This window comes from Fibrobacter sp. UWR2 (assembly GCF_002210285.1).
Classification (GTDB): Bacteria; Fibrobacterota; Fibrobacteria; order Fibrobacterales; family Fibrobacteraceae; genus Fibrobacter.
On sequence record NZ_MWQE01000007.1, the window covers coordinates 114,616 to 138,099 of the forward strand.

Genomic DNA, 23,484 nt, shown 5'->3' on the forward strand with positions numbered 1-23,484 from the left:
AGGTCCGGCTTCACATTACTACACATTAGTGCAGCAACAACAAAAAAAAATGACGCAACCCAGATTACAGCCGCCAACTCAGGCCCACTGCCCAAACCGCATTTTTATATTTGCAAACAAATTATGAAGGAGTGTAAAATGGGAACCCTTTTCAGAAAAACAACGTTCGCCCTCGCGGCAGTCCTCTTATCGGCCCAAAGCGCCATGGCCAACGTCCTCGAAGCGTTCACTGATGCAGACTCAATCGTCGCCGGAACCCGTTTCCCTGTTTACGTTTCTGCCAGAGGCGAAGGAGATTCGTTTGACCTAGAAGGAGCCGCCGGCCAATCGTACAACCTCTTTGCCACCAATAATGTTGCCATATACCAGTCGAAGGATTCGAACCAGCCGACCCTGAAGAACTATCTTGGGAAAATCGGCCCTTCCGGTGTAGATACGCTATGGCTCGAATACCCGCTAGAATATATACAAACGCTTACGGACCACTTCCAAATCGGCGTCGGCTTAACAAATCACTTTCTTACAGTATTCCAGCCCCTAATCACATTCGCCAAAGCAACAACTACAGACAAAGACGGAATCCCGCTCACCTGGGAGCCCGTCAACCATGATCCCGACACCCACGAAGATGGATCACCCTACTTTCAGCAGACAAACACCGAAGTTGCATTAACCCTTATCGCGATTAGCCCGATAACCATGGGCATCTGCAAGGAATGCGATTTCGACATCGTACTCGACTTCAGCACGAGTGCAGGCGTAACCGCCGAAGACGCGAAACTCGTCGACGGAATAACGACAATACTTCTCCGTTCCGAAAAAGATTTCGAAACCGAGACAGCGTCTATATCCGTCTGCGTGATGCGCAATTCCAACATACAGGCAACCTACGGCAACATGCATTTCTTGAACAAGCCGTCGGCTTTACCGCAAGCGGAGCTTTCCAACGCGCTGTCATTGCCCGCCGCCTATACGGTCATGGACCTGCAAGGTCGAATCATCCGCAAGGGTGTCACGCATTCCGCAGACATCGACATGTCGTCGTTTGCAGCCGGTTCGTACATCGTAAAGATCGGAACCAATTACCGCAAGATAAACGTCCGCTAAAAATCGCGTAAAAAAATGAAAACCGCTCTTGCCGGAATTGCAGCTATCGTCACGGGCATCCTGCCCGCACTTGTGGGCTGCGCAGAAAAGATTACGGACGAACGCGACGGGCAAAAATACTCCGTCATAAAGATTGCGGATAAACTATGGTTTGCCGAGAACCTGAATTTCGAAACCGGCAATAGCAGTTGCCCCGAAGGCGACAACCGCAACTGCAGCAAGTACGGCAGGCTTTACACCCGCGACGATGCCCTCCGCGCATGCCCCAGCGGATGGAGGCTGCCGAACAATCAGGAAGTCGAAGAACTAGTCAAGGCCGCAGGCGGAATGTCCAAGGCGGGCGACGCACTAAAATCGAGTTCAGGCTGGTTCAAGAAGGGCAACGGATCCGACGCGCTCGGGTTCGCCGCACTGCCCGCAGGCTACTGGAGCCAGGGAAAATTCGACGGCATAGGCGGCTACGCCTATTTCTGGAGCAGCACCGATAGCGAAGACGGACTCGCCTACTACCTGTTCCTTGATTTCAGCAGCAAGGGAGCCTCGCTGAACGCCTTCGACAAGGGAACCGCCCGCTCTGTCCGCTGCGTAAAATAAAAAGCTTACAAGTCATGATTGAACAACATGCATTTTTCGCATGTTGCACCCGCAGAGGCGCTGTCGCCGAAACGGCGCTCGGGATTGGGGCAATGTTCTTCCGAACCATCGGGCAAGATCCAGATTTCGTCCTTGAACAAATCGCAGGGACCGCCGCCAAGATGCACGTCGAAAAAAAGACTCCCTTCGCAGCGCACGCGCGGGAACTGCGCCTGCAACGCTTCCAGCTCCCGACGAATTTCGCGAGCAGCCAGGCCCGAGATTCCGTATTCATTCCGCAAGCGCTCCCCCGCCGAGATAAACACCGGCAGGTTCCACTTGATGCGGACTATTCCGACAGAATCCGCCCAGTGCAAGATTTCCGGAGCAAAGCTTAAAAGTTTCCTGTGCAGTGTCACCTGGAGCGAGACACTCGCGACATTCCGTCCTGTCGCGGAGCCTGCACATAAACTGCGCGCCACACCAAGCAGGCGTTCGACATTCCGGCGCCAAGGCTCAAACGAAATTCCCGGCATCATCTCGTCGAACGCGGGATCCTCGAATCCCATGCAGCTCACCTTGATGTCGCTGCAGGCAAGGAGCAGACGCTCCATCCCTGCAGCCGTTCCCCATATTCCAGGGAACGTTCCGTTTGTCGTCAGGTTGAGCGGGATTTTTTTCGCAGAACAATATTCGAGCAGTTCCGCAAATTTCGAATAAAGTAAAGGCTCCCCCATCGTACTCGGGATAACCTCGCGAAGTCCGCTCCCCGCATTTTTTTCAATCGCGGCCTTCGCGACCTCGATAGGCATCTCGCCCATCCCGAAAGGCCGTCCCCGCTGGTTCAAGAAGCACAACGGGCAACGCAGGTTGCACTTGTCCGGATTCGTGAGGAGTGTGAGCCGGCGCATCGCACAGATACCGCAGGTGTAGTCCTAACCTTCCCGCGTCTCCCGCAAATACTTGATGGCAGCAAGGCCCGCAATCGCGCCCTCGCCTACGGCGACGGCGACCTGCAATGTACCACCGGTGCAGTCGCCCGCGGCAAACAGTCCGGGAACAGTCGTCATGAAGTTCCTGTCGAGTACAACGTTCCCGTTTTCGAAAGCCGCACCCGCCTTGCGGGCTAGGTCCATCGCGCTTGCGCTCCCGAGGGCAACGAACAGTCCGTCGAGCTTTATCTCGGATTCGTCCATGAACACGGCTCCGGCAAGCTGACCTTCGCCAAGCAACGCCTTGAGCGGACGCTTGTCAATCTTCACCGTCTCCGGAAATTCAGCCGTAACCTCGGCCCCATTGGTCAGGAGCGTCACGCTACCGGCAACATTCAAGAGTTCCTTGCACTCGTGGAGGGCGTATTCCCCAGCCCCGAGCACGGCGACATCCTTACCGCGATAGAAAAAGGCATCGCAAATCGCACAGTAACTCACTCCATGGCCTTCCAGTTCGGCCATCTTCGGCAGAGGCTGTTTTTTGCGGGCAGAACCCGTCGCCATGATGCATGCGCGGCCGCGGTATTCACCCTTTAGGCCTGTCGCCACGAACATCTTGCCGTCAAAGTACAGGTCCGTCACCTCGTCGTCAACGATTTGCGCCCCAAGACGTGCCGCCTGAGCCTTCCCTACAGCAAAAAGGTCCGAACCGGCCAGCGGCTTCTCCAGGCCATAGTAATTCTCTATCATATGGGCTTTCTCGAGCGCCCCGGAATCCTTGCCGACCAGCACGACGTCCAATCCGGACCTAAGTGCATACAAGCTAGCCGACACTCCAGCCGGTCCATAACCGATAATAATTACATCTGACATAAAAACCTCTAACACAAAAATACGAAAAAAATTTATTTTAGTGTATATATAAAAGGACTATAACCATGGATTGCAAAAAGCCACGCGACATGTTCGTCGAAGCAGGCTACGGCCCGAACTTCGCCGACCAGTTAATCCAGAATGCATTCAGCAAGCTCTTTGAAGGCGACCCCATCGATGAACGCGTCTGCTTTGAAGCCTCCGACGACATGGCCTACATCATCGACATCGGACACGACGATATCCGCTCCGAGGGCATGAGCTACGGCATGTTCATTGCGGCCCTCACCGGCCACGACAAACTGTTCCAGAAACTATGGAACTTCGCGAAGAAATACCTGCGCAACAACGACGGCCCGCACAAGGGTTACTACTCCTGGCAAGTTTCCACGACCGACTTCTCGATGATGGACCCGGGTGCCGCACCCGACGGCGAAGAATACATCGCCGCAGCCCTCCTGATTGCCGCCAACAAGTTTAACCGCGATGACTACAGGCAAGAAGCCATCGAACTCATCGACTGTATCAAGAACAAGCCGTTCAACGAACTCGTGGGCCCGATGATCGACCCCGAAAGGAAACTCATCAAGTTCTCCCCCGTACTCGGCAACGACTTTACCGACCCGAGTTACCACACCATAGCCTTCTACCGCGCCTTCGCCAAGGCCACCGGCGACAGCGAATGGTTCGAAATTGCAAAGAACAGCATTGAATACCTGAAAAAGGCCGCACACCCGGTCACCGGGCTCTGCGGCGACTACTCCGAATACGACGGCACACCCAAGGCCATGCCGTGGTTCCCCGAAAGCAACTGCTTCAGCGGCGACGCCTGGCGCGTTGCCCTCAACCTAAGTCTCGACTACGCGCTCAACCGCGGCGACGAGAGCGAAAAGGAAATCTGCACACGCCTGCTAAACTTCTTCGAAAGCCGCAGGCCCTACCTCTCGGACTACGCTACAGACGGCACGCCATACCCGAGGCAAGGCCGCAACGCCACTCCCGGAATTATCGCCATGAATGCAGCGGCAACACAAGTACTCGATTCGGAAGACCCGCTCATCAGGCCCTTCGTTAGGGACCTCGCGGCACTCTCCGTCCCGTTCCGTTTTTGGCGCTACTACGACGGTATGCTCTACATCATCGGCATACTCGCCACAGCCGGCAAGATTATCATCTAAAATAGGAGGACCTATGCAAAAGAGAACCACCATCTCCATTTTCGCCATGATGGCCGCCTTCGCCCTCACCGCGTGCGAAGACATCCGCGTGCAGGAATTCCCCGACGGCTCTGTACGTATGGAAACGACCTACGTCAAGGACAAAAAGCAGGGTATCGAAAAGGAATACTACAACAACGGGACCCTCAAGCGCGAAACGAACTACAACGAAGACCGCAAGGAAGGCGTGCAGAAGGAATACTACGACGACGGCACCCTCCAGGCCGAGACTCCGTTCGCCGACGGCTACATCGAAGGCGAAGTTACGAAGTACCACAAGAACGGCAAGATTGCCTCCAAGGCAAAGTACCAGAAGAACAAGCAGATTGAATTCGGTGAAGTTTTTGACCCCGATGGAAGTCCCGCTACCGACGGCAGCTACAAGGACCCGCGTGACGGTTACGCCTACCAGTGGATTCGCATCGGCACGCAGCTCTGGACTGCCGAGAACATGAACTTCGGCACCTACGAAGGATCCGTATGCAACCAGTGCAACCACTGGGGCCGCCTCTACAACTTCGAGAACGCCAAGAAGGCATGCCTCGAAGGTTTCCACATGCCCACCAAGGAAGAATGGAAGACGCTGCTCACCTTCGCCGAAACAAGTGGCAAGGTCGGCACCGTGCTCAAGGCCGGCTTCGGCTGGGACCCCATCAAGGAAGGCGGGAACGACTACGGCAACGGCAAGGACGAACTCGGGTTCGGCGTGAAGGCCGGTGGCGCTCACTTCGCGAAGAGCGACGTCCCGCTGAAGGACCGCAAGTTCGAAGATGCCGGTAAGAAAGCCTACCTCTGGACCGCCGAAGGCGAAGTACTCGTGTTCTACCACGACAAGGAAATCGCCAAGTTCGAAAAGTTCGATCCCGAATTCGGCGCCAGCCTCCGCTGCCTGAAAGACTAGGCTACAAACCTTTCAAACAAAAAATCGCCCCGGCAAAGCCGGAGCGTTTTTTTTTACTTAAGCGGTCTCTTACTCTTACGTTGTATATTCCGCGTTAATCTTCACGTAGCCATAGCTCAAGTCGCAGGTAAACGCGCTTGCGGATGCCTGCCCGATGTTGAGCACGAGCGTCACCTTGTATTCGCGCTGGCGTACCACCGCGTGGAGTGCCGCCGTCTGGGCTTCGTCAAGCTGGATGGGGCGCCCGCCTTCAAGCACCTTCACATCACCGAAGTACAGGTCGGTATGTTCAGCCACCATGTTGCAGCCGCTGGAGCCCGCGCTGCTGAGGATACGTCCCCAGTTCGGGTCTTCGCCGAACATCGCGCACTTTGCAAGGTTACTCGTTCCGATGAAGCGAGCCATGCGGAGCGCTTCCTCGTGGCTTTCCGCCTTCTCGATGCGCAGCTCAATAAGCTTGGTAGCACCTTCACCGTCTCGCACGATATCCTTCGCGAGGCTCTGCATGATAAGCATGAGTGCCGCACGGAACTCTCCCTGTTCGCTGAGGCTTAAGTCTTCGTAACGAAGTCCGCTCATGCCGTTTGCAAGCAGGATGCAGGTGTCATTCGTGCTGGTATCGCCGTCCACGGTAATGGCGTTGAAGGAATCCGCGATGTCGGCGCGGAATTCCGCAAAGAAGTCAATCGGGAGAGAAATATCGGTCGTGATGAAGGCAAGCATGGTCGCCATGTTCGGGTGGATCATGCCCGAACCCTTGCAGGCGCCGCCAATCGTAATCACGCCCTTCTCCGTCTGGATTTCCACGGCGTGGCTCTTGAGGGCAAGGTCGGTCGTGAGGATGGCGCGGCCGAATTCTTCGGACGCATCGGCATGCAGTTTTTCCACGAGCCTCGGGATACCGGCTTCGATCTTGTCCATCGGCATCAGGTGGCCAATCACGCCCGTGCTGCATACGAGCACACTCTTCGGGGTAAGGCCCAGAGCTTCTTCGGTGAGGGTCGCCATGCGTTCGGCATCCTTGTATCCCTGTTCGCCGGTGCATGCGTTCGCATTGCCGCTGTTCACCACGACTGCCGTAGCAAAGTGAGCGTGTTCAAGAGCCGCCTTATCGTACAATACCGGAGCAGCCTTCACCTTGTTGGTGGTAAAAACGGCGAAGCAACGCGCGGCCTTTTCGCTCTTGAGGAGCGCCATGTCGGCATTGCCGCTAGCCTTGATGCCAGCGCAAATTCCAGAAGCGGTGAACCCCTTGGGGGAACATACGCCGCCATTATCCAGCAGATTGTACATACTATCTCCTAAAAAGATGTTCTTTCGCAGGCGAGCGCCCACGAAGGCATGTTAAATTTTGTACTTTGTGGAGCATGGAAAAGATCAAGTTTACACAAGAAGCTTTCGACAAACTCGTTAAAGACCTTGAAAATTTAAAAAATGTGGAACGTCCGCGCGTATTGCAAGAATTGGTTGATGCCCGTGCACAGGGCGATTTGAGCGAAAACGCCGAATACCACGCCGCGAAGGAACGCCTTTCGTCCATCGACAATATCGAGATGCCCAGGTTGCAAGACCAGATTGCCCGCGCCGAAGTCGTCGCGTTCGACCCGAACTGCGACACCATCAAGTTCGGCGCAAAGGTGACGCTCCTCAACGCGAAGACCAAGAAGAACGTGGTGTACCAGCTGGTGAGCCCCGAAGAAGCCGACGCCCTCAACGGCAAAATCAGTTTCAAGAGCCCCATCGGTGCCGCCCTCATGGGCAAGAAGAAGGGCGAGACCATCGAGGTCACGACTCCGAGAGGCGTCAACAAGTTCGAAATTCTCGACATCAACTAGGCCAACCTGTCCATGATCATCGCAGCCATCGGCGAAGACGATTTCTCAAAGGAAAAGCGCATCGAGCGATTCCTCGAAGAAACGCTTGGCAACCTCAAGGACGATCCGATGTCGCGGCAGATCCTCTTCGCGACCGATCCGGACATTCCGTCCATAGCGGATGCCATCTTCACGGCATGCGAATCGGTGTCGATGTTCTCTCCCGAGCAAGTTGTCGTGGTGCGCAAATGCGACGCCCTCAAGGCCGACGAATCCAAGAGCCTCGCCAAATGGATAAGCCACAAGCCGAACTGCAAGTTGTTCCTCGAGTTCAACAAGCTCGATGCACGCGGAGAACTCAGCAAGGCGCTAAAGGCAGCAGGCACCATCGAGAAGTACGACGTTCCCAAGCAGTACAAAATGTCGGAATGGATTGCCGCAGCAATCCCTACGCACTTTAACAAGGCGATTGACCGCAATGCATGCGACTACCTGGCCGATGCCCTCGGGACAGACACAAAGCTTGTTTGCGAAGAAGTCGAGAAAGTTCTGCTGTTCGACCCCAACTGCAAGAAGATTACCGAAGAACTCGTCCGCTCCATGATCGTACCGCAGCGCAAGATGGTCTCGTTCGAAATAAACGATTCCTTCGGATTGCGCGACACGCAGGAATACGCCCGCAAGCTGAACGAACTTTTCAACAACGGCGTAGATGCAGTGAGCATCGTTGCCTCGCTCTACTATTACGCCGTCGACCTGCTGAGATTTTCCTCACTGCTCGGCAAAGGCTTGTCACCGAAAGACGCTGCCGCCGAGATGGGCAAGAACGACTTCATTTACAACGTGAAGGGCAAGGCTCCCGAATGCGCCCGTCGCTGGGGGAAGCCGCTGCTGTGCAGGGTTATACGCCGTCTCGCCGACCTTGACTACGAAATCAAGAGCGGGCAGTGCAGCACGAAGATTGCGCAGGAACTCGCCCTCGCGGCACTTGTCGTGCGCTAGGCTCCCTTCACGATACTTTCTATTTCATCGCGGGACAAGTACGCCCGTTCGTTTAGTGCCTTCGCGATTTCGCAAAGTTGCTTCTGGCACGCCATCAGGATATTGTAGTCCTGTTCGACCACGTTCGTCTCTGCCAATTTAAAATAGTAGCACGCCGCCTGGAAGCGCTGGTAGTCCGCATCGCTCTTGTAGAGTTCCATCGGCAAATCCTTCATGACGGTATCAAGACTACACTTGAAATCGTGACGTATCAGGAATTCTGCCAGGTGGCCCGCCATGGCGATATGCGCGTCGCCTTCCAGTTCGCTACCCGCAATGTGCGTAATACCCGGGCGTTCCTTAGAACGGTCCATCTTCACATAGTCCAGCGGGCGCTTGAACAGGAACGCCACCAGGGCGTGCCCCGCCTCGTGATTGCACAACTTCTGGAATTCATCTTCCCCGAAAAACTCCACCAAGGATTCGCGAGTCAAAACCTGTTCTGACATAGTTTCATCTACCTGTCTAAAAAGTTCTTTTTCAACGCCAGTTAATATAAAAAAGAGCCCCGCAGGGCTCTTTTAAACTTCTTGTTTCTCGCTTAATTCCAGTCATCCTGGGCTTCAGTAGCGGGTTCCGGTGCAGCGGGAGCCTCGGCAGCCGGGGCTTCCTGAGCGGGTTCAGCCTCCGGAGCGGGTGCCGGAGCCGGTTCCTGTGCCTGCGGAGCCGGCTGTGCCGCCGGAGCGCTCTGAGCAGCAGGCTGTTCCACCTTCTGCATCTGCGGGGCAGCATCACCCTGCGTTTCAGCAGACGGTTCCGAAAGTTCCACATTGCCGATGTAGTTGCGGATAATGCGCGGAGTCACGAAGATCACGAGGTCCTTCTTAACCACGGAATGACGGGTGTACTTGAAGAGATGGCCGAAGAACGGAATATCCTTGAGGAAAGGAATGCCGCTTTCGGATTCCTGAGTCTCGTTACGGGTCAGACCGCCGATAATCACGGTCTCGCCGTCAGCCACCACGACCTTCGTCTTGGCTTCCTGCGTACTGATCACGATTTCGCCCTTGGAGTCGTAATCGTAGGAGTTGTTTTCCGGGTGCAGGTCGAGCAAGATACGGTTATCGCCCGAAACGTGCGGGGTCACCGTCAGCTTGATACCGGTTTCAACGAGCTGCGTAGAAGATTCGCCGCTATCGTCAATCACGCGGATAGAAACCTTGTCACCCATGAACACCTGGGCTTCGGTATTGTCGAGCGTAGAAACCTGCGGAGATGCAAGCACTTCAGTAGAAGCGTCACCCATCAGGCTCGAAACGGCAAGCTTGAGGTTGTTGTCAAAGAGGCTTGTCGTAATCGTCGTCGCAGCCTTGTCTACAGCGGGAGTAGCACCGTTGTTCGGGTAAGAGGTTACCATGGCGGCATTGCGGCTGGCACCCTTCTCGCTTCCGAATGTTCCAGAAGCGGCACCCGGAGTCATAGCCACATTGTTGCCAAGGGCAGCGCTCCAGTCCACGCCAAGTTCACGGGCGCGCTGGCTGTTCACCACCACAAGCTTCGCGGTAATCATGATCTGGAGGGTTTCCACATCTAGTTCGGTAAGGGCGTTTTCCATCTGTTCGATCTTCGCATCGGTATCGTAGACAATGATGGAGTTCGTGCGTTCCACGACAGTGATACGGCCGCGGCCGCTCTTCATGCTTTCGAGGACCTTCACAAGTTCGTCGGCCTTGGCATGGTGAATCTGGAAGTTCTTACGGACCAGCGGAGCCGTTTCTTCTTGCTGTTTCTCTTCGTCAGCAATCTTCTTCTGCTTCGCCTGGTAAGTGCTCTGGCGCTGAACCACGATGTACTTGTCCTGGATAACCCAGGTAAGGTCGTTGATTTCACAGATAATATCGAGAGTTTCCTGCCAAGTCTTCTTCGTGACCTTGAGGCTCATCTTGCCCTTCACATCCGGAGCAAGCAAGATGTCCACACCCGCGACAACGGACACGGAACGGAATACGGCGCTAAAGTCGGTATCCACAAAGGAGAAGTCATACAGCTTCTTGTTGGGCTCGACCGATCCCGATGCGGGAGCAGCCCAGACAGAGGTGAGACCTGCAACGAGTAACAGGACTGTGAGAATGTGTATCAGCTTTTTCACTTTTGACCCCCAAATTTATCGGGAAGACCCATGGAGTAGCGACGGCTCACGCCAAATTCCTGGATAAGGAAGAGCACGTCTGTTTGTGTGATTTTAAGAACTTTTCCGTTGAGAATCTTGTCGCCTTCCTTGAGCGTATAGGAAATGGACGGATTCTTGGATTCGACGAGGAGCGCCATGGGAACATCGGATTCCCAGATGATGCCCACAAGTTCGACCTGGTCAATATTGATGCCTTCTTCCACGAGGCCCTTGATTTCAACGAACGGGTCACGGCGGCCAAAGGAACTGTAAGTTACGCGGTCTTCGTAGAGGCCGTCAAGCTGGCTTCCGGCAATATCACCACCTTCGGCAACAACCTCACCCCTTTCCTTGTCAATCTGCTTCAGGCGTTCCACCTGGACAGAAGAAAGTTCATCCATGTAGCTCACGGCGCGTTTGTTCACGAAGCCGATATGGCTACCATGCTGCACCTTGCAGTAGAGTCCCTTGACATCCAGGCTCACGAGGCGGTCACCGAAAGTGAGGCGCTTCAGCACCTGGGAGTTATCGTTGGGGGCAGCGAAGAGTTCGATTTCGTCGGCGACAACGATAAGTTCGCGCACCACGGGGCGCAGGTGGAACGTCTGCGACCCGGAAACGAGTTTCTTGCTTTCCTTGTCAAACTTGTTCACAAACGACTCGAACGAAGGCTTTTCTTCAACAGACTTCATCCAGTCACGCACAAAGATTCCATCAGGATGAGCCGACCAGAAAATGAAGCCGTCCTTCTTGATGGTCTTCTCGGCAACCTGCAGGATCAGCGCACCTTCCTGCACAACAATTACAGGCTTGGCGTTCGGCTGGAGTTGAACCTTGAGTCCGTTGGCGCCCCAGGTCACATGCTTCACCAGAGTCCCTGCACCAATCTTGAACACAGGGGATTTCTGGGGACCAGCAAGCCCGATCGTAAGGACAGAGGCCTTGTCCGGCCCGGTAATGTTCTGCAGTTCAATCGGGGTGGTTGCCACCAGGCGGAACTGTTCCATGCCGGAACCGATAAGCACCGTCATTTCTTTCAAGTTCGGGAGAAGAGCCGAGATCTTGCCACCCTCCTTGATGGCCTTGTCCAGATTTTTCTGCTCTTCGGCAATGCGCTTCTCTTCTTCCTTGGCGGCCTTTTCAGCAGCCTTCTTCTCTTCGAGAGCACGCTTTTCCGCTTCCTTCCTTTCGGCAGCCTCACGCTTGCGTTCTTCTAGCGCAGCCTTTTCGGCAGCCTTCTTTTCTTCAGCGAGGCGCTTCTTCTCTTCGAGCGCGGCCTTCTCGGCAGCCTTCTTGTCAAGCGCAGCCTGCTTTTCGGCAGCCTTCTTCTCTTCGGCTAGGCGTTTCTTTTCTTCGGCAGCGGCCTTTTCTGCAGCCTTCTTGTCGAGAGCGGCCTGCTTTTCGGCAGCCTTCTTCTCTTCGGCTAGGCGCTTCTTTTCTTCAAGGGCAGCCTTCTCAGCAGCCTTCTTTTCTTCGGCGAGGCGCTTCTTCTCTTCGAGTGCGGCCTTCTCGGCGGCCTTCTTGTCGAGAGCGGCCTGCTTTTCGGCAGCCTGCTTGCGGTCGGCAAACAGTTTGGAAAGTGTCCAGGCCTTGCCACCCTTGCCGGCAAGTTTAAGCATAAAGTCCGACTTGTTCAGGGCAATCTCGTTCTTGTCCGTCGCAATCGAGGAACCTACGGTAAGTTCAATCTTCAGGAATTCGGTACCACGGTAGGGTTCCTTAAACACTCTCATCGATTTCACAAACTGGCTCGAAGGATCGACATCGAAACTTCCCTCACCGAGAGCGAAATTCGTCGTAGAAAATCCGAGCATAAGCTTGTGCGACTTGGCATCGTACTTCTGGAAGAACGAGGGCAAATCCTTGTCCGAAGCAAACTTGAACGTGAGCGCACAGCCCTTCGCACAATCAAAGGCAACATCCTTGATCTGGGCTGCATTGACGGCCACCGCAACGAACAGGAACAAAACTACTAATTTGTTCTTAATCATTTGGCAACCTTCTTTGATGTATAGGTGGTCAGGTTAAACGACACCGACACCGTAATCGGCGTCCAGCCATGGGTTTCCGCCTTCTGAAGTTCGGCGGCAATGCCCGAGTACCGGTTGAGTCTCAAGTTCGTAATGGCTGTCGGGTAATTGAAGTTCGCGATTTCTGCGAAAAGGTAACCGAGCATGTGGTAGCCGGAGTTGACCGCAATAGAATAGCGGTTCTCCACATAGTGTTCCTTCTCGGAAGAACCTTCCGGGTTGAACTTCTGGATCTGCACGCCGGAAGCGCGGAGCACGGCGTAGAGGTCCTGCAGGCGCAGCGGCACCTTTTCCTCTTCGGGGAACATTTCCTTAAGTTTCTCGAAATCCTTTTCGGCCTGCACGAGCTGCAGTTCGAGTTCCGCGATGCGATGCTTCTTCGCGTTAATCTTGTCGAGTTCCGACTGTGCCGAACGCAACTCATTCTCAAGACTCGTTCGTTGTTCGACAAACGGGTTCCACATGTAGTCCCACACGTAGTAACCCATCGCAAGAATCAGGACGGTTATGACAATCGCGTATATATTCTTTTTGTCTTTAAAATCGAAATTTCCCATACTAGCCATCCCCCAGGTCTTTCTTCATGACAACCTTGATGGTGAAGCTGTACGCCTCTTCGCCGTCGACCTTCGTCGTAGAAATAGTCATCAACGAGACCTTCTCAACGCTGGCCTGCTTTTCGAGCTTGACCATGTATTCAGCCACCTCGGAAAAATCGAACGTCATGCCCTTCATTTCCAGGTTGTCTTCCGATACCTGGTTAAGGCTCGTGAGCCACATGTTCGGCGGCAGGACCGACGAGACGTTTTCAAAGAGCACGACCCAGCGCTTCTTGCTTACCTGGATGCTCTTGAGGGCATTGATCTTCGTATTGACAATTGCCTGTTTCTGTTCCAGTTCGCCAATCTTTGTAAGCAGCGGACGTTCGCGTTCAACCTCGGACTTTACGCGGCTCACCTCGTTCTGGAGGTTCGTGATCGTTTCGTCAATCTGTATGTTGGCATACAAGAACCCGATAATCGCGATAATCAGCGCCACCGTGGGCCAAATAATGCGACGGTCCGTAACCCACGAAAGGTCTTTCTTGACCTTGCGGTATTCCGGAGGCAAAAGGTTAATCGAAATGCAGAGGGCGCGTTTCGACTTTTTCAGCGAAGCCTTCGCCTTCTCCTTTTCTTTTGTCTTTGTTTTCTTTTCAGCCATTAGTCAAACTTCCTCATTGCAAGCCCAAGCGCTGGCGCAAGGATGTTAGAAAGAGCAAGGGACACGCCCGATTCGCCGACAACGCTCGCATCACATTCAACGTAACGGAAGGGGTTCACCGTATCGGTCTCGATACCGGAACGTTCGGCGATAAATTCCTTCAATCCCTTCAGCGAAGCGCCGCCACCGCCAAGCAAGATCTTGTCGAGCGGTTCGGAGTCTTCGGAAGAGGAGTAGTAGCGCAGGCCGAATTCCACCTGTGCCATGATGTCCTCGTAGGCCATCTGCATAGCCTGTTCCACTTCTGCTTCGGCAAAGCCATCCACGATGCCCAAATCACCCGATTCGAAAATCTCATGGCACTTGGCGGCATCGATCCCGAGGGTCTCGCTCAATTTCGAAATGACAATATCGAGCGAACCACCGGTCATGGCACGCATCGAATGGAACTTGCCCTGCTGGATGAACCCGATGCTCATCTTCTTCTCGCCGATATTGATAACGGCGGTCGTCTGCTTGAGGTCCTCTTCGGAGGCCGTAGCGGTATAGGCGTTCAGGAGGCCGAAAATATCGACATCCATGGCGGAGAGCTTCAGGCCCTTGATTGTAAAGAACTGAGCCCAGGAATCAAGCAGCGCATTCTTTGCCGCCACCACGTTCGCCTTGACTTCGTCACCTTCGCGGGATTCAATCTCGAAGTCGATAACGTTATCCTGGTCATCGAAAGGCGGACGGGACTGCGCGGTCTGGAGGATAATTGCGGACTCGTTTCCGTTCTTGGGCACCTTCACGCTAATCCTATCGACCAGCACACCGCCCGCACCGGCACAGCAGTTCACGCAGGCAACAATATCCGTATTGGTATCGCGATTATGGCGCATCATCATCTTGGTAAGCGCCTCGCTCAAAAGTTCGTAGCCGTCCTTTTCCTTCTTGCCGTCGGGGCCTGTAACGGGCTCGCCATCGCGACGCTGGATTTCGCCATTGATAATAGCGCCGTCGGGCACAGGTTCCGTATCAATCTCGACGACAACCTTGCCACCGCGACTGTTATGGTAAACCTTCACGTATTTGATGCTGTAATGGCCAACATCTATGCCGATAGTCTCGCGTTCTCCGCGAATTCGAGCTAACAAATCAAGTGCCAAAGTAAACTCCGATCGGAAACAGTACTATCCTAATTCTACCTTTATAATAACGAAATGTCAAGCGGAAAATGCACCTAAGTCATTGAAAATTAACTAGTTAGCGCGTTTTTAGCACTTTCTTTGGCCTTTTTTTGCTTATTGACCTCAAATATATACTGCAGAACGCGTTCCTGGGTCCATCCGAAGGCACCGGTAAACGACGCCGTCGTGGAGTACAGTTCGGGGTAATCGGCGTTTTTATGCCCCAAATTGCGCAAAATCTCGATTTCCACGTCTTCGGGCCCGAAACTCGGGAGCTCGAACCGGATACGGATGTGCAGGCCGCTTTCACACTCGATCGGAAGTCCGATGAGGATACCGCCAGCCGAAAGGTCGTAGAGCATGCCGTTACAGGTCTTGCCGTCGGCAAACACTGCTTCTACCGGGAAATTGACGATTTCACGCAGCCAGCGGCGCAACTGCTGCTTGTCTAGCGAAATCGAATGCCTCAGGACCAGCATCCCAGGCTCGCTACCGCAAACTTTCACGTTTGCAGAATAGACCGCATCCTCAGGACGGGTCCAGCGGATGCGGACTTCCTTGCCCTCGTACGAGCTACCGGGGCCGAAACTTCCGTCGTAGGCGACCTTCCATTTCTTTTCTTTTTGTGACAAGATTTCAGAATGCTTGAGTTTACCCACCCCATCCAGAAGCAAGTCCACGCGGTTTCCGACATTGAACTGCCTAGTACTGGCGATTACCGAAAGCGGATTCGAGGCATCGAACCCGAGCTTCTGGCGCAGGCGCGAAACGGCATCAAGTGTCTCGTCACGCACCATGTCGACATCACGGATTTCATAGAAGTCCGAAACCGCCGTTTCGAATAGGTGCGAAGAATTCAGGACCGCATCCTTATTTTCGAACTTGGATGCGCGAACAAGTTTTTCTAGCGTACGGATTTCCTTCGGAGTCAAATTGTTTGCCGCCACCTTTTCGTCGAAATCCTTCGTTCCAAACATTTCTTCGTGCTCGCGACGAAGGTTTGACCTATTGATTTCAACCAGGACAAGGAGAACCAGTCCCATGATGATGATGGCGCCAAGCCAGATTAACTGAGAAGGCAAAATCACAGGCTAGACCTCGTTCCAGATACCGCCGATATAAGAACCAACAATCTTCGAGGAAAGTTCCTTGCCCAGGAGCGGAGTATTGCGGGTCTTGCCCGCGAACATGGAGGGGACAACCTTCGTCGGGCAGTCCTGGTCGAGGAGGACCAGGTTTGCCTGTCCGCCCTTGCGGAGAGCCGCAGGTTCCACGCCCGCAAGCTGTGCCGGGGCGGTGGAAAGCAGTTCCACCGCGCGCGCGGCGCCGAGCCGCCCGCTGAGCGGTTTCCAGATGGCCCCGAGTGCGATTTCCAAGGAAACCGCTCCCGGCACTGCATCTTCAAAATTCACTTCCTTGTCCTGCCTGAGCACCGGGTCGTGGTTCACGCTAATCGCATTCACGGTTCCCGATTCAAGGCCCTTCCAGAGAGCCTCGCGATCTTCGGCAGAACGGAACGGCATCGGCACATTGCAATGCGAGTCGAGGTCGAACAGGCAACTGTCGTCCAGGAGCAGGTGGTAGATATCCACGTCGCAGGTCACGTCTACGCCCTGAGCACGTGCGGTCTCGACGAGTTTGAGTGTTTCACCGCAACTAACTTGTTTGAAATGTACCGGAACCTTGAGGAATCGAGCCATTTCCAGAATCCTGAAGGCCGCAATAGTTTCGGCGATACGCGGGATGCTCTTCATGCCGAGCGTATCGGCGTAGCTACCCTCGTGAACGAGTCCGTGATGACGGAGCGAATCGTCTAGCGGCATAAAGAAGAACCGCTTGCCGGTCATGGAACCGTATTCCATCGCCAGGCGCAGGAAGCGCGTACGGGAGCAATCACAGTTTCCATCACCAAAGCCGACTGCGCCACCCTGTGCAAGTTCCACCATCTCGGAAAGGTCCTTGCACTGGTAGCCCATGCTGAAAGCGCCCAGGAATGCGAATTCCAGTCCGGACTTCGCGCTCAGCTGCTGCATCGCGGTGAGTTTCTGCGAATCGTCAATCGGGTTTGCTGAACTTTCGTACAGGCCACCGAAGAATCCGCCGCGGCGCATAGCGCACACGCCGTCCTTGAACGTGTAGATGTCATCGCGGAGCGGCTCCTTGAAATCGAGCCCAAGGCCAAAGAGCGCAGGAAGCGCAAGCGCTCCCTTCGCATCGAATTCGGGAGTGCCTTCAGGGGCGCTGTCGGCCCATTTCCCATCGACAAGGCACATCTTCGTCGGCTTAGCGAACTTCCCGTCTACGAACGGGCAAACGTTGTTCAAAACCATATTAGGCATTTGCACGGCCTCCTGCCAAAAGGTAAAGCACGGCCATACGCACAGCCACGCCATTTGTCACCTGGTTCAGGATGACTGAATTTTCTCCATCGGCGATTTCGCTATCCAGTTCCACGCCACGGTTAATCGGCCCCGGGTGCATGATAAGCACCTTGTCCTTCGCGCATTCCAGCAATTCGTGAGTGATACCGAAGGTATTGCGGTATTCACGCATACTTGGGAGGAGGGCATCATCCATGCGTTCCTTTTGCAGGCGCAGCGCGATGATGGCATCAGCATCCTTCACGGCCTTCTTCACGTCAGATTCCCACGTTACCTTGTCCATAAGTTCGGTATTGCGCGGGACTAGGGTGCTCGGTCCGCAGAGCGTCACGTGTGCACCCATCGTCGTCATGCCCCACAGGTTACTGCGGGCCACGCGGCTGTGGCGGATATCGCCCACAATCGTCACGTTCTTGCCTTCGAGGGTACCAAGTTTTTCTTCGATGGTGAGCATGTCAAGCAGGGCCTGCGTGGGGTGTTCGTGCGCGCCGTCGCCCGCATTCACGATAATCGCGTCGCTGTTGTCGGCAAGGAACTTCGGGACTCCCGTCCCCTTGTGGCGGACGACCACGATGTCGATCTTCATCGCCTCGATATTACGGAGCGTATCGACTAGGGTTTCGCCCTTCTTCACGCTGGAATTGGAGCTCGTAAAGTTCACCGTATCGGCGGAGAGGCGCTTCTCGGCGAGTTCAAAACTCGTGCGGGTACGGGTGCTGTTCTCGAAGAACAGGTTCACGACCGTCATGCCGCGAAGGCTCGGCACCTTCTTCACGGGGCGTTCCAGAATTTCACGAAATTGTTTTGCGTTGTCGAGAATCAGGCGGATATCGTGCTTGGATACTCCGCGCAGCCCGAACAGGTGTTTAATCTCAAGGGCGCTCAAGCTAAGCCTCCACTTCTACGAGGTAAACTGAATTTTCGTTGTCAATAGGTTCAATCATCACACGGACTTCCTGATTCTGCGCGGTTTCTACCGTGAGGCCCACGCAATCCGGCGCAATCGGGAGTTCGCGGTGCCCGCGGTCCACCAGCACGCAGAGGCGTATGGCGGCAGGGCGGCCGAGGTCCAGGATGGCCTGCATGGCGGCACGCACCGAGCGACCCGTGTAGAGCACATCGTCCACAAGGATTACCGTCTTGCCTTCCACTGAGGCGGGCATCTCGGTAAAGCGCATCTCGGTGGAGGCACTGGGCTTGCGGTAGTGGAAGTCGTCGCGGTAGAATGTCGCGTCGAGACAGCCCATCTCTATGGGCTTGCCGAATTTCTGGGAGAGTCTTTCGCTCAGTTTTTTCGCCAGCGGAATCCCACGGCTAGCCATGCCAAGCACAATCAGGTTTTCGGCAGACGGATGCATCTTGGCAATCTTTGCAGCCATCTCGTCGAGGGCGAATTCCATCGCCTGCGCCGAAAGCAGTTCCTGTATACGTTTGCAATTATCTTTCATATCCATGAATTTAGTAAACCCGCGCTTATTTGGCGGGGCGAAGTTCAGTTCTTGACGCAACGAACGGAGCGCGTATCTTTCATATAATCACTCATAATGACGGCATCGTCACGGTCATCATAAAGATTCAGGCAGTAGACATGGTTATCCAGCCCCATATCTATCGAAGAGGTCGCGATATCCACCAGGGAACCAAGACTCGTAAAGTATGATCCACGGGCACCGGAACCCGCTGGCAAAGCGGTAAAACCATAGGAATCCTCGCCCATGCCTTCGTCTTCCCAGTCATCCGTAGCCGATTTCAGTATCTTGCCCGCATTCAGCCATGTCCTCGTCTGAGACTCATCCCGAATGGCACCCACGGCCTTAAGCAGGTTCTCGAGTTCATGGATAGTCGGCACGTGCCAGCCTTCGGGGCAAATCCCACGCACAGGATAGTTCGGCGAACACTCCTCCGCATCCATACCACAACCCAAAGCATCGTCGGAAAACACTCCCGCACTATCCATGATTATACTCCACTGGTAAAGACGCCCATACATGTCGCAGTTATCCTGCTTTTTTTCGTAGCAGTACGAGTAATATTTGTATTCATAGTTCAGGTTTTCCGCCATCCAGACCAGGCCACAAATATCTACGGTCCTATACTCCTGATCATCGCGCTCGTCTACCATCGAGCCATACTTTACCGATTCGCAGGCAGGAATGACAGTCTTCAGGCTCGACGACGACCGAGTTTCCTCGACCGACGAACTGGACCTTGCACTACTCGAAGACGACTTGCCCTTAACAGACGAACTGGATTGTTCCTTGTCTCCCGGCATTGCAACAAAGCTTTCGTCATCGCCACAGGCGGTAAAATTCATAGCGGAAACGGCAAACAGCGCAAACAGGCAATGAAAAAGCTTACGATCTAGCACGGGATCTCCTCTTTTTTCACAAATATAGCCCTTTCTCACCCTCGACAGAACCCCGTCAAAAACAATTACCTATATTATTGCCGTTAATTCAACAAACGCTTCAAGGAGACTATATGTTTAACCAGCTCGACAAGCCCCAGGCAGGCGAAACCATCGCCATCATGAAAACCAACCACGGGGTAATGAAGCTCCGCCTTTTTGAAGAACGCGTGGGCGAATGTGCCACGAACTTCATCGAGCTTGCCAAGCAGGGCAAGTACGACGGCGCCCCCTTCCACCGCATCATCAGCGGGTTCATGATTCAGGGTGGCGACTTCACCCGCAGGAACGGCACAGGCGGGCACTCCGCCAAGGGCCCCGGCACCACCATCGGCGACAAGTACGACCCGTGCCTCACCCACATGCGCGGCGCCCTCAGCTGGGCAAAGACTCAACTCCCTAACTCCATCGGCAGCCAGTTCTTCATTGTCCACGGCGACAACGTGCACTTTTTGGACCACGACCAGTGCGGCCCGGGCCCGGCTGACGGATACTCCGTATTCGGCCAGCTCTACGAAGGCTTCGACGTGCTCGACGAAATCGCAAACGTCAGGACCGGCGCCATGGACCGCCCCATCGAAGACGTGATTATCGAGTCCGTGACCATCGAAAAGGCATAATTTTCACGGTGGCGGTACTTTTTTGCAAAAAAAGTATTCCGCCCCCTTGACAAGGGCCAAATATTTTTCTCTATTTGGCTCACCTTTCGGGGTTATAGCTCAGTTGGTAGAGCGCCTGCATGGCATGCAGGAGGTCAGGAGTTCGACTCTCCTTAGCTCCACTCGAAAGACCCGCATCAAATGCGGGTCTTTTTCGTTTAGCCAAAGCCCACTCCGTAAGTTTTTTATATCTTTCCTTGCATGAAGAAGATTTCCAATAAATTCATCTACACCGTGGGGAGTTCGTTAGCGCTATCCCTGCTAGCGTGCGCAGCAGCCTTTGCAGAAGAGTGTAACGAACAAACTATGGACGCCTTCGCCTACGAAGACTGCCTTGCAGCAAACGGCATCACGGCCGGAACCGACGCAGCGGCATCTTCTGCCAACGGTCCTCGCCTGACTGTACTCGGCACCAAGCCGTTTTCGTACAATCCCTTCGGGCGCGACGCCTACCTCACATCGAGTTTCGGCGAGAACCGCGGCACACGATACCACCTGGGCATCGACTACTCTACAGAAATGGAAGAAGGCTGGGTCGTATATGCACCCGAAGACGGAACCGTCAGCGAAATCAAGACTTCACCCTTCGGCTACGGCAAGGTGCTGTTCTTCAAGGGAGCAAGCGGCAAGACCTGGGTATTCGCCCACCAGAGCAGTTTCGGCCCCAAGCTCGATGAGATTGTCTACAAGAAGATGTACGATACCAAGAAAAACGACATCTCCATTTCACCCAAAATCGCGTTCAAGAAAGGCGACACGCTTACCTACGCCGGGAGCAGCGGCATCGGCAACCCGCACCTACACCTAGAAGTGCGCACAGCCGACAACAAGGCACTTTCGCCCTGCGGCGAAGGGGTTCTCTGCCTAGACACTATCGCGCCACAGGTATTTGCAGCAGCGGCATTCTACAAGGACGATGTCGCATTCACCTCCGCAGAAGCACTTGACAAGGGATGCGTTACCTCCCCCATCAAGAACAGTTTCCAGAACGACGCCCCCGTGCATGTCGCATTCAAGATTGCCGACTACAGTCGCATGCCCAAGGAAAACCCGATGTCCATCCGCAGGCTGGAACTGTTCCGCTACGACGAGAAAGCCTACAGCAAGATACAGGACACCATCCCGATGTCCAAACAGCTCAGAATCCGCGACGAACTGCTCTGGGCCGAAGAAGCCGACACCGCCGGCGACTGGCACTACCTGACCGCCAAGCTCCCGCCGCAATCCGAATACCGCCTGGAAGTCGAGGACTACGCGGGGAATATCACCACCAAGAAGTTCTCGCTCCGTTCCAACTGCAAAGGCAACCAGAGTTTCCCAAAGCAGAAGTTCCAGACCACCCCGCTGTTCACCTACCTCTCTAGGCCCGCTCTCGACCTCACACGCTGCAACGACGGTTACTCGTTCTCCGCCCAGGACAAGAGCGGACAGACACTCAGTGCGAACCTCTGCAAGGTGTTCGGCAACAAGTTCACGTTCATCGGCAAGATTGTAGCAACTTTCCCCACCGTCGAAAAAATCATCTACAGCAAGGGCAACACCGAGAATACCATCTACGTGACCACGCTCCGTCCAGGCGTTTCCTCCGCAAGCTGGACCGTCAAGGACGAAGACTTCGAGATATCGCAGAAGATTACCGGCATGGCAGTCAAGACAAACGAAGGCACACCGGTCCTTGCTTTCACGAGGAATGTCACCGACAGCTTGAACTTCTACGAATTCCACCCGAAGGGCCTGCAGTTCAGCGGCAAGTGGGAAGTCTGCATAGACGCCCACACGGCAAGCGCCCCGCTTTACTGGCTTGGCGAAACCAGCCGCAACTGGTTCATCTTCAGCAAGCAGACCTCCGGGAAAAAGCGCTGCGCAAGCACAAACGAGCTGCGCGACATCGCCTCCATCGACCATCAGGCCCCACCGACACTTGGGTTCCCCTACTGGGACAACACCATCATTGGCGGGCTACACCAGCCGGCACTCAAGATTCCGCTTCAGTTCAAGTATAACGGAGTCGAAGATGGCAACGCCATAACAGTCAAGGCGGGCAAGCAGTGGATTGCCGCGGAATACGATTCGGAACCCCGCGAAATCATCATCGAAGGCGAAAAGCTGCCAGAAGAAGGCGGGACGATTACCATCCAGATCCAGGACGAAGCCAAGCACAAGGCCAGCTACACCATCACAGTCCCGGGAATGTAGCCCCGGGCACATTGCCATTTTAGAATAGATTACAGGTCGGCGTAATGCGTAAGCTTGCGCCGATTATTTAATGCAATGCGCACCAGGTCGCGCAACTGTTCTTCGCGCTCCGGAAAATCCACCGGATGCAGCGCAATACGCGGGATACCCGCCGGAATCTTGAGTATCAGTTCCCCAAACTTGAAGGCGGGCTTTACCAAGCATTCAGGAATACCCGCAAAACTCGCGACCGGAGAGGCAAAACGCCGGCCCCGCGCGGTCGTAAGCGAGAAGCGGTCTTCGTAGAGCATCTTCATGCCACGTACCTGCATGGGCAGGTACTTGTTGCTGTACCATGTCGGGGGTACGAACGCAGCAGGCTTGATTCCGGCATTATCACCTTCGGCAAACAGGGCTTCCCAGGCCTTGACGCCCGCCTGCAGCAAGCGGCTGGACTCATACTCGCTAAGCCCCGCAAATTCCGCTTCCCTGTGCGTCACCACCATGCCGAAAAGCCCCATGTAACTGCGGCCCTGGCTAAATTCCGCCTTGTGTTTGTAGCCATGCAGGGCCAGTTCGAAGCCATCGGACTTCAACCGGGCAAGAGCATCGCGGAAACCCGCAACAGACTCTTCATCGGCGCCCTCTGTACTGGGAATCACAAGGACGCTGAACCCTCGACCGCAAAGATCCTTGAGCGAATCAAGCACTGGCAACACCGTCCGGTAGTTCCAGACGCTAAAATCGTGAAAACAGAGGAGAAACTTGCGAGCCATGTGATTAATATAGTAATAGAAATTAAAGCCTAGATGGCGGGTCAAGCCCGCCATGACGTCAATCCGGCCTCCGAGCCGGAATCTAAGAACTATTTTTTTCAACTAAATTCTATCTT

23 protein-coding genes and 1 tRNA gene are annotated in these 23,484 nt (G+C 54.5%); 9 read left to right on the plus strand and 15 right to left on the minus strand.

Going from position 1 to position 23,484, the window contains the following annotated elements; translation table 11 throughout:
• Window positions 1-138 precede the first annotated feature (138 nt).
• Entirely contained in the window at window positions 139-1,107 is a 969-nt protein-coding gene (locus B7994_RS10340) for a T9SS type A sorting domain-containing protein (protein WP_088638389.1), read from the plus strand.
• A gap of 15 nt (window positions 1,108-1,122) precedes the next feature.
• Window positions 1,123-1,701, plus strand: a complete 579-nt coding sequence (locus B7994_RS10345; protein ID WP_088638390.1) for a fibrobacter succinogenes major paralogous domain-containing protein — start codon at window positions 1,123-1,125, stop codon at window positions 1,699-1,701.
• A 5-nt stretch (window positions 1,702-1,706) separates the two neighbouring features.
• Here B7994_RS10345 and B7994_RS10350 read toward each other — a convergent pair whose 3' ends face one another.
• Window positions 1,707-2,591 carry a radical SAM protein gene (locus tag B7994_RS10350; RefSeq protein ID WP_088638391.1) on the minus strand — a complete coding sequence of 295 codons (885 nt, stop codon included), beginning with the start codon at window positions 2,589-2,591 and terminating at the stop codon, window positions 1,707-1,709.
• A 24-nt stretch (window positions 2,592-2,615) separates the two neighbouring features.
• Window positions 2,616-3,485: an NAD(P)/FAD-dependent oxidoreductase gene (locus tag B7994_RS10355; protein ID WP_088638392.1), complete on the minus strand. Its 870-nt coding sequence runs from the start codon at window positions 3,483-3,485 to the stop codon at window positions 2,616-2,618.
• Between the two features lie 65 nt (window positions 3,486-3,550).
• On the opposite strand from B7994_RS10355, the gene B7994_RS10360 reads away from it, so the two are divergent.
• Both B7994_RS10360 and B7994_RS10365 read left to right on the plus strand, forming a co-directional pair.
• Window positions 3,551-4,663 carry a glycosyl hydrolase family 8 gene (locus B7994_RS10360; protein WP_088638393.1) on the plus strand — a complete coding sequence of 371 codons (1,113 nt, stop codon included), beginning with the start codon at window positions 3,551-3,553 and terminating at the stop codon, window positions 4,661-4,663.
• A 13-nt stretch (window positions 4,664-4,676) separates the two neighbouring features.
• A complete protein-coding gene (locus tag B7994_RS10365) occupies window positions 4,677-5,603 on the plus strand; it encodes an FISUMP domain-containing protein (protein WP_233143168.1) in 927 nt (308 codons plus the stop codon).
• Between the two features lie 75 nt (window positions 5,604-5,678).
• Here the strand turns inward: B7994_RS10365 and argJ are convergent, their stop codons facing one another.
• The gene (gene argJ / locus B7994_RS10370; RefSeq protein WP_088638394.1) at window positions 5,679-6,896 is read right to left on the minus strand and encodes a bifunctional glutamate N-acetyltransferase/amino-acid acetyltransferase ArgJ; all 1,218 of its coding nucleotides are present in this window, start codon (window positions 6,894-6,896) and stop codon (window positions 5,679-5,681) included.
• A 74-nt stretch (window positions 6,897-6,970) separates the two neighbouring features.
• Here argJ and greA point away from each other — a divergent pair, with 74 nt between their 5' ends.
• Window positions 6,971-7,438, plus strand: a complete 468-nt coding sequence (gene greA / locus B7994_RS10375; RefSeq protein ID WP_088638395.1) for a transcription elongation factor GreA — start codon at window positions 6,971-6,973, stop codon at window positions 7,436-7,438.
• 12 nt (window positions 7,439-7,450) lie between these two features.
• Complete coding sequence (holA, locus tag B7994_RS10380) at window positions 7,451-8,419, plus strand: DNA polymerase III subunit delta (protein WP_088638396.1); 969 nt, start codon at window positions 7,451-7,453, stop codon at window positions 8,417-8,419.
• On the opposite strand, the gene B7994_RS10385 is transcribed toward holA, so the two are convergent.
• The 11 genes from B7994_RS10385 to B7994_RS10435 form a co-directional block, all read right to left on the minus strand.
• The gene (locus B7994_RS10385; protein ID WP_088638397.1) at window positions 8,416-8,907 is read right to left on the minus strand and encodes a hypothetical protein; all 492 of its coding nucleotides are present in this window, start codon (window positions 8,905-8,907) and stop codon (window positions 8,416-8,418) included. The two genes, holA and B7994_RS10385, sit on opposite strands and share 4 nt — an antisense overlap.
• 92 nt (window positions 8,908-8,999) lie before the next feature.
• Complete coding sequence (locus tag B7994_RS10390; protein ID WP_088638398.1) at window positions 9,000-10,547, minus strand: secretin N-terminal domain-containing protein; 1,548 nt, start codon at window positions 10,545-10,547, stop codon at window positions 9,000-9,002.
• Window positions 10,544-12,559, minus strand: a complete 2,016-nt coding sequence (locus tag B7994_RS10395) for a hypothetical protein (RefSeq protein WP_233143169.1) — start codon at window positions 12,557-12,559, stop codon at window positions 10,544-10,546. The genes B7994_RS10390 and B7994_RS10395 overlap by 4 nt, the downstream gene beginning before the upstream one ends.
• Window positions 12,556-13,155 (minus strand): type 4a pilus biogenesis protein PilO, encoded by a 600-nt coding sequence (locus tag B7994_RS10400; protein ID WP_088638399.1) that lies wholly within the window; start codon window positions 13,153-13,155, stop codon window positions 12,556-12,558. The genes B7994_RS10395 and B7994_RS10400 overlap by 4 nt, the downstream gene beginning before the upstream one ends.
• 1 nt (window position 13,156) lies before the next feature.
• A complete protein-coding gene (locus B7994_RS10405) occupies window positions 13,157-13,801 on the minus strand; it encodes a PilN domain-containing protein (protein ID WP_088638400.1) in 645 nt (214 codons plus the stop codon).
• The gene (pilM, locus tag B7994_RS10410; RefSeq protein WP_088638401.1) at window positions 13,801-14,949 is read right to left on the minus strand and encodes a pilus assembly protein PilM; all 1,149 of its coding nucleotides are present in this window, start codon (window positions 14,947-14,949) and stop codon (window positions 13,801-13,803) included. Before pilM ends, B7994_RS10405 begins: the two co-directional genes overlap by 1 nt.
• Window positions 14,950-15,038: 89 nt before the next feature.
• The gene (locus tag B7994_RS10415) at window positions 15,039-16,058 is read right to left on the minus strand and encodes a PilZ domain-containing protein (RefSeq protein ID WP_144063851.1); all 1,020 of its coding nucleotides are present in this window, start codon (window positions 16,056-16,058) and stop codon (window positions 15,039-15,041) included.
• Between the two features lie 3 nt (window positions 16,059-16,061).
• A complete protein-coding gene (locus B7994_RS10420) occupies window positions 16,062-17,309 on the minus strand; it encodes a dihydroorotase (RefSeq protein WP_144063852.1) in 1,248 nt (415 codons plus the stop codon).
• Window positions 17,302-18,237: an aspartate carbamoyltransferase catalytic subunit gene (locus B7994_RS10425; RefSeq protein WP_088638404.1), complete on the minus strand. Its 936-nt coding sequence runs from the start codon at window positions 18,235-18,237 to the stop codon at window positions 17,302-17,304. The genes B7994_RS10420 and B7994_RS10425 overlap by 8 nt, the downstream gene beginning before the upstream one ends.
• A 1-nt stretch (window position 18,238) precedes the next feature.
• A complete protein-coding gene (gene pyrR, locus B7994_RS10430; protein ID WP_088638439.1) occupies window positions 18,239-18,799 on the minus strand; it encodes a bifunctional pyr operon transcriptional regulator/uracil phosphoribosyltransferase PyrR in 561 nt (186 codons plus the stop codon).
• Window positions 18,800-18,843: 44 nt separating this feature from the next.
• Window positions 18,844-19,719 carry an FISUMP domain-containing protein gene (locus tag B7994_RS10435; RefSeq protein WP_088638405.1) on the minus strand — a complete coding sequence of 292 codons (876 nt, stop codon included), beginning with the start codon at window positions 19,717-19,719 and terminating at the stop codon, window positions 18,844-18,846.
• 113 nt (window positions 19,720-19,832) lie between these two features.
• Here B7994_RS10435 and B7994_RS10440 point away from each other — a divergent pair, with 113 nt between their 5' ends.
• The 3 genes from B7994_RS10440 to B7994_RS10450 all read left to right on the plus strand — a co-directional run bounded on the left by B7994_RS10440 (window position 19,833) and on the right by B7994_RS10450 (window position 22,613).
• Window positions 19,833-20,378 carry a peptidylprolyl isomerase gene (locus B7994_RS10440; RefSeq protein WP_088638406.1) on the plus strand — a complete coding sequence of 182 codons (546 nt, stop codon included), beginning with the start codon at window positions 19,833-19,835 and terminating at the stop codon, window positions 20,376-20,378.
• Window positions 20,379-20,466: 88 nt separating this feature from the next.
• Window positions 20,467-20,539, plus strand: a tRNA-Ala gene (locus tag B7994_RS10445).
• Window positions 20,540-20,618: 79 nt separating this feature from the next.
• Window positions 20,619-22,613, plus strand: a complete 1,995-nt coding sequence (locus B7994_RS10450; RefSeq protein WP_088638407.1) for a M23 family metallopeptidase — start codon at window positions 20,619-20,621, stop codon at window positions 22,611-22,613.
• A gap of 29 nt (window positions 22,614-22,642) precedes the next feature.
• Here B7994_RS10450 and B7994_RS10455 read toward each other — a convergent pair whose 3' ends face one another.
• Window positions 22,643-23,368 carry a polysaccharide deacetylase family protein gene (locus B7994_RS10455; protein WP_088638440.1) on the minus strand — a complete coding sequence of 242 codons (726 nt, stop codon included), beginning with the start codon at window positions 23,366-23,368 and terminating at the stop codon, window positions 22,643-22,645.
• Window positions 23,369-23,484 lie beyond the last annotated feature (116 nt).